The sequence below is a fragment of the Vreelandella sp. L-15 genome (genome assembly GCF_056857635.1).
In genome coordinates this window covers 1-16,635 of record NZ_JBSXNN010000077.1, presented here as the reverse complement: position 1 = coordinate 16,635, position 16,635 = coordinate 1, and the positions used below count along the sequence as shown (strand labels likewise).

General features: G+C 58.3%; 13 protein-coding genes. 12 read left to right on the top strand and 1 reads right to left on the bottom strand.

Annotated features, from left to right (window positions below; genetic code table 11):
* The first annotated feature begins 29 nt into the window (after nucleotides 1–29).
* From dnaE to tilS, 3 genes are all read left to right on the top strand, one after another.
* Nucleotides 30–3,533 (top strand): DNA polymerase III subunit alpha, encoded by a 3,504-nt coding sequence (dnaE, locus tag AC13CY_RS11040; RefSeq protein ID WP_474789677.1) that lies wholly within the window; start codon nucleotides 30–32, stop codon nucleotides 3,531–3,533.
* A 146-nt stretch (nucleotides 3,534–3,679) separates the two neighbouring features.
* Complete coding sequence (accA, locus tag AC13CY_RS11035; protein ID WP_483052525.1) at nucleotides 3,680–4,636, top strand: acetyl-CoA carboxylase carboxyl transferase subunit alpha; 957 nt, start codon at nucleotides 3,680–3,682, stop codon at nucleotides 4,634–4,636.
* Complete coding sequence (gene tilS / locus AC13CY_RS11030) at nucleotides 4,617–5,906, top strand: tRNA lysidine(34) synthetase TilS (protein WP_089675579.1); 1,290 nt, start codon at nucleotides 4,617–4,619, stop codon at nucleotides 5,904–5,906. Before accA ends, tilS begins: the two co-directional genes overlap by 20 nt.
* On the opposite strand, the gene ppx is transcribed toward tilS, so the two are convergent.
* Complete coding sequence (gene ppx / locus AC13CY_RS11025) at nucleotides 5,903–7,453, bottom strand: exopolyphosphatase (protein ID WP_483052524.1); 1,551 nt, start codon at nucleotides 7,451–7,453, stop codon at nucleotides 5,903–5,905. The two genes, tilS and ppx, sit on opposite strands and share 4 nt — an antisense overlap.
* 464 nt (nucleotides 7,454–7,917) lie before the next feature.
* On the opposite strand from ppx, the gene rho reads away from it, so the two are divergent.
* The 9 genes from rho to AC13CY_RS10980 all read left to right on the top strand — a co-directional run bounded on the left by rho (nucleotide 7,918) and on the right by AC13CY_RS10980 (nucleotide 16,471).
* Nucleotides 7,918–9,177 (top strand): transcription termination factor Rho, encoded by a 1,260-nt coding sequence (gene rho / locus AC13CY_RS11020; protein ID WP_474354515.1) that lies wholly within the window; start codon nucleotides 7,918–7,920, stop codon nucleotides 9,175–9,177.
* Between the two features lie 65 nt (nucleotides 9,178–9,242).
* Nucleotides 9,243–10,736 (top strand): 4-hydroxy-3-polyprenylbenzoate decarboxylase, encoded by a 1,494-nt coding sequence (gene ubiD, locus AC13CY_RS11015; protein WP_044629702.1) that lies wholly within the window; start codon nucleotides 9,243–9,245, stop codon nucleotides 10,734–10,736.
* Nucleotides 10,737–10,777: 41 nt separating this feature from the next.
* Nucleotides 10,778–11,545 (top strand): NAD(P)H-flavin reductase, encoded by a 768-nt coding sequence (locus AC13CY_RS11010; protein ID WP_044629701.1) that lies wholly within the window; start codon nucleotides 10,778–10,780, stop codon nucleotides 11,543–11,545.
* 65 nt (nucleotides 11,546–11,610) lie between these two features.
* A complete protein-coding gene (locus tag AC13CY_RS11005) occupies nucleotides 11,611–11,739 on the top strand; it encodes a hypothetical protein (RefSeq protein WP_266100037.1) in 129 nt (42 codons plus the stop codon).
* 128 nt (nucleotides 11,740–11,867) lie between these two features.
* Entirely contained in the window at nucleotides 11,868–12,008 is a 141-nt protein-coding gene (locus tag AC13CY_RS11000; protein ID WP_164834378.1) for a hypothetical protein, read from the top strand.
* A gap of 316 nt (nucleotides 12,009–12,324) precedes the next feature.
* On the top strand, nucleotides 12,325–13,389 hold the full coding sequence (locus tag AC13CY_RS10995) for a 3-deoxy-7-phosphoheptulonate synthase (protein WP_483052523.1): 1,065 nt from the start codon (nucleotides 12,325–12,327) through the stop codon (nucleotides 13,387–13,389).
* Nucleotides 13,390–13,450: 61 nt separating this feature from the next.
* Nucleotides 13,451–13,963: a DUF3087 family protein gene (locus tag AC13CY_RS10990; protein ID WP_044629698.1), complete on the top strand. Its 513-nt coding sequence runs from the start codon at nucleotides 13,451–13,453 to the stop codon at nucleotides 13,961–13,963.
* A 337-nt stretch (nucleotides 13,964–14,300) separates the two neighbouring features.
* Nucleotides 14,301–15,671: an RNA-guided endonuclease IscB gene (iscB, locus tag AC13CY_RS10985; protein WP_483052522.1), complete on the top strand. Its 1,371-nt coding sequence runs from the start codon at nucleotides 14,301–14,303 to the stop codon at nucleotides 15,669–15,671.
* A gap of 71 nt (nucleotides 15,672–15,742) precedes the next feature.
* The gene (locus tag AC13CY_RS10980) at nucleotides 15,743–16,471 is read left to right on the top strand and encodes an MliC family protein (RefSeq protein WP_074211048.1); all 729 of its coding nucleotides are present in this window, start codon (nucleotides 15,743–15,745) and stop codon (nucleotides 16,469–16,471) included.
* Nucleotides 16,472–16,635 lie beyond the last annotated feature (164 nt).

Below are 16,635 nucleotides of genomic sequence, written 5' to 3'. Positions count from 1 at the left end.
TTTATTTAGCGTTTTATGCTGAGAGTCCCATGACGGTTCCGTTCGTTCATCTTCGTTTGCACAGTGAATACTCTCTGGTCGATGGCTTGGTCAAACTCAAGTCACTGGTCAGCACGACCGCTGAGCGCGGGATGCCGGCGCTGGCGCTCACCGACGAAGCCAACCTGTTTGGTTTGGTCAAATTCTACAAAGCCGCCCAGGGCGCCGGGTTGAAGCCGATCATCGGCAGCGATCTCTGGCTGGCGAACCCCCACGACGAAGCCCACCCGTACCGCATTACGCTGCTGGCGATGAACGATGTGGGTTACCGCAATCTCACCGAGCTGATCTCCAAAGGCTGGACCGATGGGCAGCGCCAGGGGCGGGCGATTCTTGATAAGCAGTGGGTATTGGCGCAGAGCGAAGGTCTGATTGCCCTGTCGGGCGGGCGCGAAGGCGAGATTGGCCGCCACTTGCTCTCCGAGCACGAGCGGGAAGCGCGCCAGCTGCTGGAAGAGTGGCAGCAGGCGTTTCCCGACCGCTTCTACCTGGAGCTCATCCGCACCGGCCGCCCTCTGGAAGAGGCCTGCGTACACGCTAGCGTTCAGTTGGCGATCGAGACCGGCACGCCGGTTGTCGCCACCAACGATGTGCGCTTTCTGGAACGGGAAGACTTCTGGGCCCACGAAACCCGCGTCGCCATTGGTGAGGGTAAAGCCCTGGACGACCCGCGCCGCGAACGCCGCTATACCGAAGAGCAGTACCTCAAAAGCCCCGACGAGATGGCGGCGCTGTTTGCCGATATCCCCGAGGCGCTGGAAAACAGCGTGATGATCGCCGAGCGCTGCAGCGTCGATGTGCGCCTGGGAGAGATATTCCTGCCGGAGTTCGGCATCCCCGAGGGCATGACCCAGGATGAATTCTTCCGCAAGGTCTCCCACGATGGCCTAACGGAGCGGCTCGATTTTCTGTTCCCCGCCGAGCAGTATCCGCGCGATAGCGAGGCGTTCCGCGAGATTGATCAGCGCTACCGCGACCGGCTGGAGTTTGAGCTCAACGTCATCATTCAGATGGGCTTCCCCGGCTACTTCCTGATCGTGATGGACTTTATCCAGTGGGCTAAGGATAACAACGTGCCGGTGGGGCCGGGGCGTGGCTCCGGTGCCGGTTCACTAGTGGCCTACGCGCAGAAGATCACCGACCTCGACCCCATCGGCTACGATCTGCTGTTCGAGCGCTTTCTTAACCCTGAGCGTGTCTCGATGCCCGACTTTGACGTCGATTTCTGCATGGAGAAGCGTGACAAGGTCATCGAGTACGTAGCCGACCGCTACGGTCGTAACGCGGTGTCCCAGATCGTCACCTTCGGCACCATGGCCGCCAAGGCGGTGGTGCGCGACGTGGCCCGTGCCCAGGGCAAGCCCTACTCGCTGGGTGACAAGCTCTCCAAGCTGATCCCGTTCGAAGTGGGCATGACGCTGGCCAAGGCCATCGAGCAGGAGCCCGCGCTCAAAGAGTTCATCGAGAACGACGAAGAGGCCGAAGAGATCTGGGAAATGGCCCTGAAACTCGAGGGCACCACGCGGGGTACCGGTAAACACGCAGGGGGGGTGGTGATCGCTCCCACCAAACTCACCGACTTTTCACCGCTGCTATGCGACGAAGATGGCTCGGGCTTGGTGGTGCAGTTCGATAAGAACGATATCGAAGACGCCGGGCTGGTCAAATTCGACTTCCTGGGCTTGCGTACCCTAACCATCATCGATTGGGCACTTGAGATGGTGGATAAGGTGCGTGACGCAGCAGGCCAGGGACCGCTCAATATCGACGCCATTCCCCTGGACGACGGCAAAACCTTCGAGATGCTCAAGCGGGCAGAAACCACGGCGGTGTTCCAGCTCGAATCCCGCGGCATGAAGGAGCTAATCAAGCGCCTGCTGCCCGACTCCCTGGACGATATGATCGCCTTGGTAGCACTGTTCCGCCCCGGCCCGCTGCAGTCGGGCATGGTGGATGACTTTATCAACCGTAAGCATGGCCGGGCAGAAGTCTCTTATCCACACCCGGATTACCAGCACGACCTGTTAAAACCGGTGCTGACGCCCACCTACGGCATCATTCTCTACCAAGAGCAGGTCATGCAGATCGCCCAGGTGATGGCGGGGTACACCCTAGGACAGGCCGACATGCTGCGCCGTGCCATGGGCAAGAAAAAGCCCGAAGAGATGGCCAAGCAGCGCTCCGGTTTCATGGAAGGCTGTGCCGCCAACGGCATCGACAAAGACTTAGCGGGCAACATCTTCGACCTGGTGGAGAAGTTTGCCGGTTACGGTTTCAACAAGTCGCACTCGGCGGCCTACGCGCTGGTGTCTTACCAAACCGCATGGCTGAAGGCCCACTACCCAGGCCCGTTCATGGCGGCGGTGATGTCCACCGAGATGGACAACCTGGACAAGGTGGTGCCGCTGATCGAAGAGTGTCGTCACTTGAAGCTGACGGTGACGCCACCGGATGTCAACGTCGGTGGCTACAAGTTCACCGTGGATACCGAAGGGCGGGTGGTGTACGGCTTGGGCGCGATACGTGGCGTCGGGGAAGGCCCGATTGGCGCGATTGTGGAAGCGCGAAACGCGGACGGGCCGTTCAACGATCTGTTCGACTTCTGCCGCCGCATCGATCCGAAACGGATGAACAAACGTACCCTGGAAGCGCTGATACGCTCTGGCGCGTTGGATAACCTGGGGCCCAATCGGGCGGTGCTGTTCGCGGCGATGGAAGATGCGCTGAAGGCCGCTGCACAAAATCACGCCAACCAGAACCTGGGCATGATGGACATGTTTGGTGATGCCTTCGTCGCCGAAGAAGAGGCCAGCGATGTTTACGCCGAGTATCGTCATGTGCGCGAATGGACGGATCGCGAGCGGCTCTCTGGTGAAAAAGACACTCTGGGGCTCTACTTGACCGGGCACCCCATTGATGAATATGAGCGCGAACTCAAGCGCTTTGTCTCCACGCGTATTAGTGACTTAAAGCCCTCTCGGGAGCCGCAGCGGGTGGCAGGCTTAGTGGTCGCCATGCGTACCATGAAGTCCAAGCGGGGCGACACCATGGCGTTTATCACCCTGGATGATCGCACTGGGCGCATTGAGGCATCGCTGTTTGGTGAACTCTTTGAGCAGCTACGTGGCCAAATTGAGTCAGACCAAGTCATTATCGTGGAGGGCGAAGTCTCCAGCGACGACTTTTCCGGTGGCCTACGGCTGCGCGGCAAAGATGTGACGCCGATGGTCACGGCCCGCGTGCGCTACGGCCAAGCCGTTGAGCTGGCATTGGACGCCGGGCAGATTAACGGCCGGCTGGTCGAAAGCTTGCGGGATAGCTTGACACCCTACCGGGATAACACCGGCCTACCCGTGCGACTTCAATATCGCCATCCAGACGCGACCGCTTGGCTGGAGCTGGCCGAGGAGTGGAAGGTTGCACCGAGCGATGATCTGCTGCTTGCGCTGCGCGATGTGCAAGGGCAGGTAGGCGTCCAGTTACGCTACCGTTAATCACCTAGCGTACGAGCGCCCCAGGGCGCTCGTACGGAATTGAGCGGGCATTGCCTTGCGTGGCAGGGTCAGGGTGCGATAATGGCGCCCAATATGCTCGTTTCGACAAGGCTTATTTTTTTATAGGCAGCTTACAGGCAGAGCCGATGAATCCTAACTATCTCGATTTTGAACAGCCCGTTGCCGAACTCCAGGCAAAAATTGAGGAGCTGCGTTTGGTGAGCTCCGACAGCCAGGTGAACCTCTCAGATGAGATTTCACGGCTGGAGGAGAAGAGCCGCAAGTTAACGGAATCAATCTTCAAAGATTTGACCCCTTGGCAGGTTTCCCAGCTATCGCGGCACCCCCAGCGCCCCTATACGCTGGATTATTTAGAACATATTTTTACCGATTTCGATGAGCTGCACGGTGACCGAAAATTTGCGGATGACGCTGCCCTCGTCGGCGGCATTGCCCGCTTAAACGATGCGTCGGTGATGGTCATTGGCCATCAAAAAGGCCGTGATGTTAAAGAGAAGGTGCGCCGTAACTTTGGTATGCCGCGCCCGGAAGGCTACCGCAAAGCGTGCCGCTTAATGGAAATGGCTGAGCGCTTTAAAATGCCCATTCTGACGTTTATCGATACGCCCGGCGCGTATCCCGGTATCGACGCGGAAGAGCGTGGTCAGTCGGAAGCGATTGCCTATAACCTGGCGGTGATGTCGCGCCTGAAGACGCCGATTATTTCCACCGTGGTGGGCGAAGGCGGCTCCGGCGGAGCCCTGGCGATTGGCGTGTGCGATGAGCTGCACATGCTGCAGTACTCTACCTACTCGGTCATCTCCCCAGAAGGCTGCGCCTCCATTCTGTGGAAGAGCGCCGAAAAAGCCCCCGATGCGGCCCAGGCCATGGGAATCACCGCCGAGCGCTTAAAAGAGCTGGGATTTGTAGATTCGCTGATCAAAGAGCCGTTGGGCGGCGCCCATCGTCACCCGATAGACACCGCAGCGCGGGTTAAAGACGCGCTCTCTGCCAGCCTTGAGCGCCTGCAAGCGCTGGATATTGATGCCCTGCTTGAGCGCCGCTATGAGCGCCTGATGAGCTATGGCGCCCCAGCCGCCTAAACGGCTTTTACGCTTGCTTCACGACGCCCTGGCGGAAACCCCGCCGGGGCGTTGCGTTTGGGTCGCGCTCTCCGGTGGCTTGGACTCGTCGCTGCTGCTGATGCTAGCCGCGGAGGCCTGCCAAGACAGCGGCCAAGTGCTACGCGCCCTACATGTTAATCACGGCCTACAGGCGGCGGCGGCCGACTTTGAAACCCACTGCCAACAGCTGTGTCAGCGCCTTGGCGTGCCGCTAACGGTTGAGCGTGTGGCGATTGAATCGCGAGGCGAAGGGGTAGAGGGTGCTGCTAGGCGCGCTCGCTACGCGGCCTTTGCGCAGCATGTGAAGCCGGGTGACGCGCTATGGCTTGGTCAGCATCAGGATGATCAAGCGGAAACCCTCTTGCTGGCAGCGCTGCGGGGGAGCGGTATTCGTGGGTTGGCGGGCATGCCATATCAACGGGAGTGGCAAGGCATTACGCTTGTGCGCCCTTGGCTCAGCATCAGCCGCCAAACTCTGGCTGATACGGCCCACGCTATGGCACTGACTTGGTGTGAAGACCCCACCAATCGCGATATTGAATTTGATCGCAACCGTTTGCGCCACGAAGTGCTGCCAATGCTGACTCAGCGCTGGCCTGGTGCGGTACGTTCGTTGGCCAAGAGCGCTGGCTTGGCCGGTGAGGCCGACACGCTCCTTGCCAGCTACGCCGCCGAGGAGTTGGCCGTGCTTACGTTGGGAACGGGCTGTCTCGATGCGTCAGCATTGGCCGCATTGCCGTTACCCCGTCAGCGGCTGCTCGTTCGTACGCTGTGTCAGCAGCTAAGGCTGCCCACGCCTCCACAGGCGCGTCTGGCCATCCTGCTCGGCCAGCTTACCGCCGCCCAGGATGCCCAGGTGCTAGTAGAGTGGCCCGGAGCCCAGGCCCGGGTGTGGCGGCGCAGGCTTTATCTTATGACGCCGTTGGCTGCGTTGCCGGATTGGCAAGCGCCTTGGAGCGGAGAGCCAGGGGTGAGTACTCCTCTTGGGCCGCTACAGCTTCGTCTGGAATGCGATGCCTACTTAGCAGAATCGTTCATGCTGCGCTGGCGGCAGGGCGGGGAAGTGCTCGTATTGCCTGGGCGTGGCCGACGCGACCTCAAACGCTTGCTGCAAGAACGGGCGCTTCCGCCCTGGGAGCGGGAGCGGCTGATTGTTGTGATGGCCGGAGAGCGCTGTCTGGGCGTGCTCCAACCGCCTGCCTACGTTCTGTGGCAGGCGGAAGGGGCGACGTTTCATCGCGAGGGTTAGGAGGGCGTATGCAGGTTGAACGAAAACCCGGCGTTGGCCATGAACGTCTGTTCCTGCTCTAAATCGGTGCTGAGCAGCGTGGGTTCATCGCTGGGGGGCAGCGTAATGGTGAGCGCGTCGCCATTGCTGTCAGCAGCAATTTGGGGCGGTATGGGTGCGCCTTCAGGCCGCGAATGATTAATCAGCACGGCGAGGCGTAGCAAGCGGGCAAGCTTAGCCGCGCTTGGCTGCTGTGAGGCAGGCAGCGCTTGCCACTCCTTAAGCGGGAATTTACGCCGGTGAGCACGCACTAAAAACGCCAACAAGCGCTGCTCGGGGCGAGAAAACCCGGCTAGGTCCGAATGCTCTAATAGATACGCGCCGTGGCGGTGGAACTGGCTATGGGAGATGGCTAGCCCAATTTCATGCACATGGCTTGCCCAGCTCAAATAGTGGCCCTGTTCGGCGGTTAAGCCCCACGGCTGCTTCGCTACGGCAAACAAGTGCTTGGCGGTTTCCGCCACATTTTCTGCTTGCCGGGTATCTACGTCATACACTCGCTTGAGCATGTCGAGGGTTTTGGAGCGGGTATCTTCGGCGCTGTTGCGCCCCGCCATGTCATAGAGCACGCCTTCACGCAGTGCGCCGTCGGCAAAGCGCATTTGGTGAAGGTCGAAGGCTTCAAAAATGGCGCTCAAAATGGCAATGCCCGCCGGAAATACCCGAGCCCTATCGGGTTTGAGGCCGTCCAGCTCGACCTTTTCCAGATGTTTGCATTTCAACAGGCGCTCGCGCAGTTTTTTCAAGCCGCTGCGGGTAATCACCCCCTCTTGAGGCGTGTCGCCGTAAGCGTGCAGCACGCTGGCAGCAGCCTTAATCGTGCCGCTGGAGCCTACCGGATCATCCCATCCTAAGCGCTGGTAAGGGCGCTGGATGTTGGCCAGCTCTGAAAGCGCTGCCAGCTCGGCGCGGCGCATGCGCTTTTCGGTAAGTTCGCCATCGGCAAAAAAGCGTCTGGTAAACGTGACACAACCCATGCGCAGGCTTTCCAGCGCTTTGGGCTCAAAGGCTTCACCGATAATAAACTCGGTAGAGCCGCCGCCAATATCGACAATCAAGCGGCGGCCGCTTTCGGCCAGGGCGTGGGCGGCACCCAAATAAATTAGGCGGGCTTCTTCGCGCCCGGCAATAATCTCGATGGCGTGGCCAAGCTGGGCTTCGGCGCGCTCGATAAAGGTTTGGCTGTTGTGGGCGTCACGCAGAGCATTGGTGCCCACAATACGAAGGTTAGGGCCTTCGATATCGGTTAAAAACGGCGCAAAACGGCCTAGGCAATCCAGGGCGCGCTGCATAGCGGCTTCACTGAGGTAACCGTTCTCGTCAAGTCCTGCCGCCAGTTGGACCTTTTCACCTAGTCGTGCCACTACTTGTAAACGTTCATTTTGGTAGTTAGCAACCAGTAGGTGAAAGCTATTGGAGCCAAGGTCAATGGCGGCTAGGCGCTGCGGTTCACCGCTCTCAAATTCGGCATTGGGTGCGGCGATGGGGAGCGAAATGTCCTTGGGCATGAGCTATCCTTCAAATTGGCTATGCCAAGGTTGCGGTGACCTCTAACTATTGTCAATTGCCAAAGGCTTGCGTTTGTCGCGGGCCTTGACTACCATCGAGCTACTGGCTTGATCCGAGTTGGCTTGTTCGTCTAACAAGCGCACTGACTCGGGCACCCCGAGCAGTACGTATCCAGATGGCATCAGCCAGATGTCCAAGTCGTCAGATAACCCGCTGAAACAGCATTTTTCTGTGCCAATCAGATTAACTAGTTTGTTTGCACCCTCACGCCAAGCAGTCATTGATGTCATTGTTATGCTTTAGGCATTGTTACAGCGACTGCCCAGCTTTCACCACTCGAGCGTGTGCCTAGATGGGGTTCTGAACGCATCACTCGGCGCTTAGCCCTATATTTAGGCCAAGCCTCCTGTCTTATTCCCGGCGCCTAGCGCCTAGCTTTCATGAGCAATTTTCTAACACACCGATGAATCTCACTGAACTCAAGCAAAAAACCGTTCCCGAGCTGCTCGATATCGCCCGCGAAATGGGTATCGACAACTTAGCCCGTTCGCGCAAGCAGGACATCATTTTCGCCATCCTCAAGAAACACGCCAAAAGCGGCGAGGATATCTATGGCGACGGTGTGCTGGAAATTCTTCAGGATGGCTTCGGCTTCCTGCGTAGCGCCGACAGCTCGTACCTCGCTGGGCCGGACGATATCTACGTATCGCCCTCACAGATTCGTCGTTTCAATCTGCGCAAAGGCGACTCCATTTCCGGCAAAATCCGCCCGCCCAAAGAGGGCGAGCGCTACTTTGCCCTGCTCAAAGTTAGCCAGATCAACTTTGACCGCCCGGAAAACGCCAAGCATAAGATTCTCTTCGAGAACCTGACGCCGCTGTTTCCCACCGAGCGTCTGCGCATGGAGATCGGCAACGGGTCTACTGAAGACCTCACTGCTCGGATCATTGATCTGACTTCACCGATCGGTAAAGGCCAGCGTGGACTGCTGGTGTCTCCGCCGAAAGCGGGTAAGACGCTGATGCTGCAGAACATCGCGACGTCGATCACGCGGAACAACCCCGAGTGTCATCTGATCGTACTGCTGATCGATGAGCGCCCGGAGGAAGTCACCGAGATGTCCCGCACCGTACGCGGTGAAGTGGTCGCCTCTACCTTCGACGAGCCGCCCGCCCGCCACGTTCAGGTGGCCGAAATGGTCATCGAGAAAGCCAAGCGCTTGGTTGAGCACAAAAAAGACGTGGTGATTCTGCTCGACTCCATCACCCGTCTGGCGCGGGCCTACAACACCGTGGTGCCTAGCTCTGGCAAGGTGCTTACTGGTGGTGTGGATGCCCACGCGCTTGAGAAGCCGAAACGCTTCTTTGGTGCCGCGCGTAATATCGAAGAGGGCGGCAGCCTGACGATCATCGCCACGGCGCTGGTCGACACCGGCTCCAAGATGGACGAAGTCATCTTCGAAGAGTTCAAGGGTACCGGCAACATGGAAGCCCACCTGGACCGCAAGCTGGCCGAAAAGCGCGTCTTCCCGGCCATCAACATTCGTCGCAGCGGCACGCGTCGCGAAGACCTGCTGGCGTCGGAAGACGAAATGCAGCGCATGTGGATTCTACGCAAGCTGCTTAACCCGATGGAAGATACCGCAGCGACCGAGTTCCTGATTGATCGTCTGAAAGATACCAAGACCAATCTGGAATTCTTTGAAGCGATGAAGCGTCGTTAAGGCGCTGCATCTACTGCCATGCGTTTGCAAGAGCAGCGTCTGACAGCCGGGTTGAGGAGAGTGCTTTGAAGTATAACGACTTGCGCGATTTTATTGCGGCGCTTGAAGCCCAGGGTGAGCTAAAGCGAGTTAAAGCGGAAGTTGATCCCTACCTAGAAATTACTGAAATCTGTGACCGTACGCTGCGAGCCGGTGGCCCTGCACTGCTGTTTGAAAATGTAAAGGGCCACGATATGCCGTTACTGGGCAACCTATTCGGCACCCCGAAACGGGTAGCGCTGGGTATGGGCCAGGATTCAGTAGAGGCGCTGCGTGAAGTGGGTAAGCTGCTGGCGTTTTTGAAAGAGCCAGATCCGCCCAAAGGCCTGAAAGATGCCTGGGATAAGCTGCCGATCTTTAAGCAGGTACTCAGTATGGGGCCTAAAAGCGTTAAGCGAGCTCCTGTGCAGGAAGTCGTTTACGAAGGCGATGAAGTGGACCTCGGCCGCCTGCCGATTCAGCACTGCTGGCCCGGCGATGCGGCACCGCTTGTCACTTGGCCGCTGGTCATCACCAAAGGCCCGCATAAAAAGCGCCAGAACCTGGGGATTTATCGCCAGCAGAAAATCGCCAAGAATCGCCTGATTATGCGCTGGCTCTCCCACCGTGGCGGGGCGCTGGACTTTCTTGAGTTTCAAAAAGCCCATCCCGGTGAGCCCTTTCCTGTCGCCGTGGCGCTAGGCGCTGACCCGGCGACTATATTAGGCGCGGTCACGCCGGTGCCCGATTCGCTCTCAGAATACGCCTTTGCTGGCCTGCTGCGCGGTTCGCGTACCGAGCTGGTGAAGTGCGGTCACGCAGACCTGGAAGTCCCCGCCTCCAGCGAAATTATTCTGGAAGGCTTTATTTATCCGGACGATATGGCACCGGAAGGGCCGTTTGGTGACCATACCGGTTACTATAACGAAGTGGATCATTTCCCTGTGTTTACCGTGACGCGGATGACCATGCGCCGCGATGCCATTTATCACTCTACCTATACTGGTCGTCCACCCGATGAGCCCGCCATTTTAGGTGTAGCGCTTAACGAAGTGTTCGTGCCCATTCTATGCAAGCAGTTCCCCGAGATCGTCGACTTCTATCTACCGCCAGAAGGCTGCTCCTATCGTATGGCGGTTGTGACGATGAAGAAGCAGTACCCCGGCCACGCGAAGCGCGTGATGATGGGGGTTTGGAGCTTCCTGCGCCAGTTTATGTATACCAAGTTCGTCATCGTGCTGGATGATGACGTGGATGCGCGTAACTGGGAAGACGTGATGTGGGCGATTACCACGCGCATGGATCCTGCCCGCGACACGGTGATGGTGGAAAACACGCCTATCGACTACCTCGACTTCGCCTCACCGGTATCCGGACTTGGCTCCAAGATGGGGCTGGATGCAACGAACAAGTGGCCCGGCGAAACCGCCCGGGAGTGGGGCACTCCCATCGTGATGGATGAGACGGTGAAAGCCCGCGTTGACGAGCGTTGGGATGAGCTGGGCATTGATATTCCGCTACCCACACCGCGCCACGGTTAATCGGCCGTCTGGGCCGAACGATTTTCCATAAAGAGGCTTTCATGAGCGCTAGGACGTTAACGTGTAAAACGCTAACCTGCCAAGTCACCGCCGTCGAGGATCTTAATCCTGACGTATTTAAAGTTACGCTTGCCGGTCGCGCTGAAGCAATGCAACACGCTCCTGGTCAGTATCTTGAGCTAATGCTAGACGAGGCCACTTGGGTGCCTTTCTCGATTGCCAGCGCCGACCGTGGCGATGGCACGCTGGAGCTGCAAATTCAGCACTGGCCCGAGCGTGATAACTCCCAGCGGCTGCGCCAACTGTTGCAGGTCGCCAACCAGCTAACGGTGCGTCTGCCCAGCGGCGATTGCGTGCTGGATACGCAAAGTGAGCGCCCGCTGCTATTGATTGCCGCAGGGACCGGTTTTGCCCAAATGAAGGCCATCGTCGAAGCTGCGCTTCGTGACCAGCCCACACGACCCATTTCATTATGGTGGGCGAACCGTGAGCACCGCGATTTATATGCGGAAGACCTTGCCTGCGAATGGGCGCAGCAGTATGAAAACGTTGCGTTTCATGCGGTCACTGAATTCCCGCTGACCGAGCCGCTGGCGTCGGGCGAGCGCATTGCCCACCATCAGGGGCGCGTTGATTTGGTGTTAGAAAGCGAGCTGTCGAATGCACCGGTCACGCCTAGCGACTGCGATATTTACCTCTCAGGCTCACCGGGCATGGTATATGCCTGTGTGGACGTGCTGGAGCGTTTGGGCGTGGGCAATGAACGTATGTTCTCGGATGTATTTGCCTACGCACCCCGCCCTCACTAAAATAGTGGGTCACTTTCTGGCGTACGGCATACACCGTAGATACTACTGATCACTAGGAGGCTTTCATGGCCCATCACGACGATAATTTTAAAGACGATTCCGGCATTCTGTCGATTATTCTGGGTATCGTGGTATTGGTAGGTATGAGCGCACTGCCTGCCACTATTGGCTGGATTCAGGCGTTTAGCAGCTAATACTCGTCGCTAGGAAATTGAACGCTCGCGGTAATTGCTTGTTGCCATTTAGCGCGCAGGCAGGCAGAATTAGGTCATTACGTAGTACACACGTCATGTAGTACACACGTCATATTGAGGAAGCAACCATGCCACATGGCAAGCCTTTACAGCGCACTCACACCAAACCGGAAACGGTGGTTGAGGCCTGGGCGAAGGTGGGTACTTCCTATAGCTTTAACTATGCAGCGTATTGGTTTAGCCACGGTGTGCCCCTGGCCGACGCCTAGCGTCGCGCCAACAGGCACACCGCCCCGGTTGCCTGCCGCATGCAAAGAAGCCTCGGTGGGTAACCCCACCGAGGCTTCTTTCGTTTTATTAACCCTCATTTTTTCATAGGTAGATTATTAAGGAGCTGCACCATGTCTTATCGCGCCCACTCAATCGCTAGCCCCAACGCCATCCGTTATCTCGGCTATGGCTATGGCTGGCGATTTAGCGACGCGCGTTCGGTGCAAGCTGCCACCTCCGATCGTGCCCACCTGGGTGGCAAGTTGATGATGCGATGTCACGCGTTATGTCATACGAATTCGGAGAGTTAACCCTATGAATGCCCCAATCAACACCGCTTGTTCCTCTACTGCCCAGGCCTCCACGCTTATGTCTGCGATGGCGCTGCCGCTACCCGTTGAGCTGCGCCAGCGCGTGGTGGTGAATAGCACGCTGAGTGCACAAATCGACCAGCAGCGCCAAGCGGTACAGCATATCCTTAACGGTCAAGATAACCGTCTGCTGGTCGTAGTGGGTCCGTGCTCCATCCACGACCCGGATGCCGCCTTGGAGTATGCGGATCGGCTAGCAGCGCTTAGCGATGAGGTCAGCGAGCATATTTTGCCAGTGATGCGAGTGTACGTTGAAAAGCCGCGCACCACGGTCGGTTGGAAGGGGCTGGCTTACGACCCTGATCTTGATGGCAGCGGCGACATGCCGCGCGGTATCGCCCTTTCCCGTGAGCTTATGCACGCCGTCGCCTCTCGCGGCCTGCCGGTGGCCACCGAGCTGTTACAGCCCATGTTAGCCCCGTACCTGGATGACCTGCTGAGCTGGGTAGCGATTGGGGCGCGCACGACGGAATCCCAGTTGCACCGTGAGCTGGCCAGCGACCTCAGCGCCGCCGTAGGCTTCAAAAATGCCACCAGCGGCGATGTGCAGGTGGCCATTGATGCTATGCAGGCTGCCGCCCACTCCCATCAGCGTTTTGCCATGGATCGCCAGGGCCGCCCTATTATGCAGGAGACCGCAGGCAACCCGCACACCCACGTGGTGCTACGCGGCGGCCACGGCGAGCCCAACTACCAAGCCCACCATGTACGCCGCGCAGTTAATACACTGCGCGAAGCAGGCCAGAATCCGCGTTTGATGGTGGACTGCAGCCACGCCAATGCCCGCAAAGATCACCGCCGCCAAAGCGAAGTGATGCTGGATGTATTGGCTCAGCGTCAAGCGGGCGACGCAAATTTGGTGGCACTGATGCTAGAGAGCCATTTGTACGAAGGCAAACAAGCGTTGACGCCCAGTGCGCTACGCTACGGCGTCTCGGTCACTGATGCCTGCGTCAGCTGGGAGACCACCGAGCGCTTGCTGAAAACCGCCGCGGAACGACTGACCTAGCGCGTTGACTGCCCCGGCCAGCCCCGTATCATAAGAGTTCCTTTTGATCACGAGGTTGGCCATGGCCTTTTCCCTTGAACAGCACGACCCCGCGTCTTACCAGCGCAAAGCCCGCATTATCAGCGTGGCGATGGCCGGGCAACTGATTATTTTTGGCCTGCTATTTTCAATGCTCCTCACCACTACCTTTGGCAGCAGCGTCTGGCTGAACGCTCTGGGCGTATTGTTGGGCCTGCTCGCCACCAGCGCTATGTTCGCTGCGTTAAGAGAGCGCCCATGGATGGCTGAGGTGCGCTATGTTTGGCAGCTCAAGCATCACCTGTCGCGTATTAGCAGCTACCTACAGCCGCTGCGCCGCGCGGTGGAAGAGGATAATCGCCTAGCGCTGGATATCCTGACCTTTTACCACCAGGGCATGGCCCAGCTTGCCGAGCTAAATGGACGCACCACCGACGACGATGCCGAGCGTTTAGCGGAAAAAATGCAGGTTAAAGTGAAGCGTGAAGCGTTGGGCCTACCCAAAGAAGTCACCACGTTTGACCCGCATGACTTGAGCGCTTTCAAACAAAAGTAAGTCGCGCGCAAGGGTATTACTGATGAGGGATTAACAGGGAGCGTATTCAGTCAACTACCCCCGCCTGAAGGCGGGAGCTTGTGAAAGCAAGCCTAGTTGACCAGGGTAAGCGGGCGGTACAGCCGCTACGTTGATAACAGGTCGCCAAGACTCACCCACGGATGCTTCCTCAGTCCGTGGCTCTGAAAGGTCAAGATCATGCTGGCGCAGGGTAAAACGCCGAAGGTCTTGACCGCTGCCACAAGGCAGGAGCCGGTTATCGACATTCCCGAGGGGAGACGGGGCGTAAGCCCTGCGACACAAGGCCCGTAAGGGCGCTATTTAAGGAGAAGATCGCATGGCGGTTTTCGTACTGGACAAAAAGAAGCAACCGCTGATGCCGTGCAGTGAAAAGCGCGCTCGGTTGCTGCTGGCGCGTGGTCGTGCCGTGGTGCATAAGCGCTACCCGTTCACGATTCGGCTCAAGAATCGCGTCGGTGGCGAGGCGCAACCGCTTCGCCTGGGCATCGACCCTGGCAGCAAAACGACCGGGCTGGCGCTGATGCGTGAAACAGAGGGTGAGCTGCGGCATGTGCTGTGCCTGTTTGAACTGATCCATCGTGGCTACCAGATCAAAAAGGCGTTACAGCAACGCGCCGCCTTTCGGCGTCGCCGCCGCAGTGCCAACCTGCGCTACCGCGCCCCGCGCTTCAATAATCGCATCAAACCTAAGGGCTGGCTGGCACCGTCGCTGCAGCATCGGGTGGATACGGTGATGGCGTGGGTCAATCGGCTATCCAAGTCGGCACCCATCACCGGCATCAGCCAGGAGTTAGTGCGCTTTGATACGCAGAAGCTAGAAAACCCCGAGATCAGCGGCGTGGAGTACCAGCAAGGCACCCTGCTGGGCTACGAGGTGCGCGAATACCTACTGGAAAAATGGGGGCGGGAGTGTGCCTACTGTGGCACCGCCGATACGCCGCTGGAGATCGAGCATGTGGTGCCGCGTTCACGCGGCGGCTCGAATCGTGTTAGCAATTTGACCCTAAGCTGCCATCCCTGTAATGCCGAGAAAGATAGCCAGACACTGACCGATTTTTTCGCCACCAACAAAGGCCTGAAAAAGCGCCTCAAGGCTAACGGCTTATCAGCTGACGCACAGCTGGAACGTGTACAGCGCCAGCTCAAGCAACCGATGCGCGATGCCAGTGCGGTCAATGCGACCCGCTGGGCGCTGTTCTCCGCGCTCAAAACCACGGATTTACCGGTCGCCGTGAGCAGCGGTGGCCGCACCAAATACAACCGGCAGCGCCTCAACATCCCCAAGACGCATGCCCTGGACGCCGCGTGTGTCGGAGCTTTTGGTAAGCTGTATGACTGGACAGTGCCGACACTGACGATCAAGGCGATGGGGCGCGGCAGCTACCAGCGCACGCGCTTAACGAAACACGGCTTCCCACGGGGCTTTTTGATGCGGCAAAAGCAGGTGCACGGCTTTCAAACCGGTGACATGGTGCGTGCGATAGTACCCACCGGCAAGAAAGCAGGCACCCATACAGGGCGTGTCGCGATACGCAAAACCGGCAGTTTTAACATCCAAGCCGAATACGGTGCAGTGCAAGGCATCTCGCACAAATACTGCACCCTTATCCAACGGAGCGATGGCTACGGCTATTACGTCACACTCTTCAGCAACCTAACAGGAGAAGCGGGACGGGCGGTGGCGTAACACAGTCGCCCTGCGGGCGACGCGCTATCCCTCCCGGCACTAGAAGTACCGGGTATCCCGCGCAAAATCAGATGAGTGCTAATGTTACGTCACTACGATTCGCCACGGCGGTGGCTGCCGGTTTACTGCTAGCGGGCTGCGCGACCAGTGCGCCCGCCCCGGAGCAGCCGGTAAAAACCACCGTGCAGAGCAGTGCACCACTGTTGCCTTCGGTGCTGTTTCCCGGTAGCGCTGAGCGCTTTCAAGCTTGGAACTGCCAACCAGCCAATCAAGACTTAGTCACGGCCGTCAATGGTGAAGAGTTACGGCTGTGGTCGCTACATGGCGCGTGGCGACTGCCTCAAGCCGTGGTGGCCAGCGGTGCCCGCTATCAAAATGGCGATATCAGCTTCTGGAACCGCGGCGATCAGGCGCAAATTGAAACGCCCCGTGGGCAATTGCAGTGCCAGCAAGGGGTTGACCGGGAGGTTGCGACCCGATCACGCCACCCAGGCGTGATGTTATTAGCCCGCGGCAACGAGCCGGGTTGGACGATCGAGCTGGCGAACGATGCGCCAGTAATGACCTGGACTACCAACTACGGCAGCGACACCACCACCATGCCTTATATGGTCAGCGTGATGGATAACGACGCGGGCCGGGTGGTGATCGAGAATGCCAACGCCGAGCAGTTTTTCCGCGTACGTATTGAGTCAGGTGCCTGTTTCGACGATATGAGTGGCGAACCCTATCCTGCTCGCGTGACGTTCACCATTGGTGGCGAACAATATAAAGGATGTGCACAAGGCATTGCGCCGTAGCCTGTCATGGCCTTGTACGGCCACTAGCCCGGATTTCTCATAGTGCTCCAACAACCTTCGCAGACCAAGCCTGGTAGTGCCAGATCCGAGTGGTCATGGTCGAAGTTGGCGATTATTTAGCCAGTTTCCGGCATTCAGGCACAACTCCCCCTTTCCCCCATTGG

What these genes read in the sequence shown, in the direction of transcription:
- dnaE (WP_474789677.1), top strand. Translation starts at nt 30, where the DNA reads ATGACGGTTCCGTTCGTTCATCTTCGTTTGCACAGTGAATACTCTCTG.
- accA (WP_483052525.1), top strand. Translation starts at nt 3,680, where the DNA reads ATGAATCCTAACTATCTCGATTTTGAACAGCCCGTTGCCGAACTCCAG.
- tilS (WP_089675579.1), top strand. Translation starts at nt 4,617, where the DNA reads ATGGCGCCCCAGCCGCCTAAACGGCTTTTACGCTTGCTTCACGACGCC.
- ppx (WP_483052524.1), bottom strand. Translation starts at nt 7,453, where the DNA reads ATGCCCAAGGACATTTCGCTCCCCATCGCCGCACCCAATGCCGAATTT.
- rho (WP_474354515.1), top strand. Translation starts at nt 7,918, where the DNA reads ATGAATCTCACTGAACTCAAGCAAAAAACCGTTCCCGAGCTGCTCGAT.
- AC13CY_RS11010 (WP_044629701.1), top strand. Translation starts at nt 10,778, where the DNA reads ATGAGCGCTAGGACGTTAACGTGTAAAACGCTAACCTGCCAAGTCACC.
- AC13CY_RS11005 (WP_266100037.1), top strand. Translation starts at nt 11,611, where the DNA reads ATGGCCCATCACGACGATAATTTTAAAGACGATTCCGGCATTCTGTCG.
- AC13CY_RS11000 (WP_164834378.1), top strand. Translation starts at nt 11,868, where the DNA reads ATGCCACATGGCAAGCCTTTACAGCGCACTCACACCAAACCGGAAACG.
- AC13CY_RS10995 (WP_483052523.1), top strand. Translation starts at nt 12,325, where the DNA reads ATGAATGCCCCAATCAACACCGCTTGTTCCTCTACTGCCCAGGCCTCC.
- AC13CY_RS10990 (WP_044629698.1), top strand. Translation starts at nt 13,451, where the DNA reads ATGGCCTTTTCCCTTGAACAGCACGACCCCGCGTCTTACCAGCGCAAA.
- iscB (WP_483052522.1), top strand. Translation starts at nt 14,301, where the DNA reads ATGGCGGTTTTCGTACTGGACAAAAAGAAGCAACCGCTGATGCCGTGC.
- AC13CY_RS10980 (WP_074211048.1), top strand. Translation starts at nt 15,743, where the DNA reads ATGAGTGCTAATGTTACGTCACTACGATTCGCCACGGCGGTGGCTGCC.